Source organism: Xanthomonas sp. D-99 (assembly GCF_017746145.1).
GTDB lineage: Bacteria > Pseudomonadota > Gammaproteobacteria > Xanthomonadales > Xanthomonadaceae > Xanthomonas > Xanthomonas cissicola.
Genome location: NZ_JAGHWU010000136.1, coordinates 1 through 1492 on the forward strand (window position 1 = coordinate 1; position 1492 = coordinate 1492).

The following is a 1492-nucleotide window of genomic DNA, read 5'->3' on the forward strand; positions in this document are numbered from 1 at the left end:
GCGATAGTGTCGCGCATCTGCGATGAGTTGATCAGACCTTCCCTAAGGGATAACGGGGTCACAAGTGATAGCGAAACCTATCGGGCGTTGATGGAGCTTGGAAGTGCTGCCATTGGTGGAACCCTGGGTGGCCTTGCAGGAGCCAACACCGCTTTGGCCGGCGATCTGTTCAATCGGCAGCTTCATCCTGATGAGCTTGCCAAGATTAATGCCAACGCTGCAGATTTTGCAGCACTGGAATGCGGGCAATCCTGCACACCGCAACAGATCGAAATAGCTCGGCAACGTCTGACCGTTCAAGCGATGCGTCAAACGGACAGTCGCTGGAACGAGGTGCTTGGTATGGGAGGGCAGGTTGCTCAGGACGGGCCTGCATCTAACTTCCTGGATAACATCAAGGCAACACACGGTACTTACACCGACTTTGCGGCCGACTGGCATCAATATAATGACAGTTCGATGTTTGCAGGGAATCTTCGCGGTACGACAGCACTTGACCAGGTATATGGGACAGTTCTTGGAACGGCGGTCAGTGCGACGGATCAACGCTATTTACTGCAGGCGCTTAACAGGACAAGTGCGGGCTGGGCAAACGATTACGTTAGCGGTGTCCTGAACAAGGATGCATGGACGATCGGCACCACGTTCACGGGTGACGTCGGATTTGCTGCGGATGTGACTAGAAACTTGCTAACCGGAAATGTCGATGAAGCACTGAGTGCTGTTGCACAGGAAATACTGTTTGCTAAGGCGGGTGAAGTAGGTGAGGTTGCTGCCGGTAAAATTATAAATATATTCAAGGACGTGTTACAGGTGCGTAAGGAGCTTGATGTTCCTTTACCGAGCGCGGTTAAAGATCCGGCTATTTTTGTTCAGTCGTCAGGCGATTTTGTAGAGGTGCCGGTGCTGAGGCCCAAGCCTTCTGACCCAAGCGTTTTGATTGATTCCATTCGTGATAACAAAGTTGATGTGTCTGGATCAATCAATTATCCCGAGTTGCCGGGCGGCTATGGTGTCCTTGACTCCAGTAGCTCGAATGTCAATGAAGTAGGATTTTTGCCGAACGGATCACGTCGTCTATTAACAAAGGATGGTGAAGTAGTTGTACAAGCGCAGGATGGAGGCATTTATAAAGAAGTAAACTTGTCCTCTGGTGAGAAGGGCGGGTGGAATAAATCTTTAAATAAGCCGGAATCAAACGCTATCTATAATGTTGACGGCAACAAGGTCTACAGGACCGATTCTGACGGGCGAGTCGATTATGTTGAGGCCAACCTGTCTTTGGTGAGTAAGGATCGCAACGGTTATCAGCAGTGTAAAGCCGGCAACTGTGGTCTTCCTGATGATGAGGGAGGGCACCTTATAGCTAGGGAAGGTCTGATCAACTCACCGCAGATGCGCGACACTATCGCCTTATGTAGAGGATTCATCCATGCAGCTGACGTTCGGTGACGCTGAGGGCTTGGGCACCCGTAAGCAGACCCGGCGCGAG

At 51.1% G+C, this 1492-nt stretch carries 1 protein-coding gene; it reads left to right on the forward strand.

The features are described 5' to 3' along the window. On the forward strand, positions 1-1452 hold a 1452-nt coding region (locus tag J7360_RS21170), incomplete at its 5' end, for a DNA/RNA non-specific endonuclease (RefSeq protein WP_209034802.1). Positions 1453-1492 lie beyond the last annotated feature (40 nt).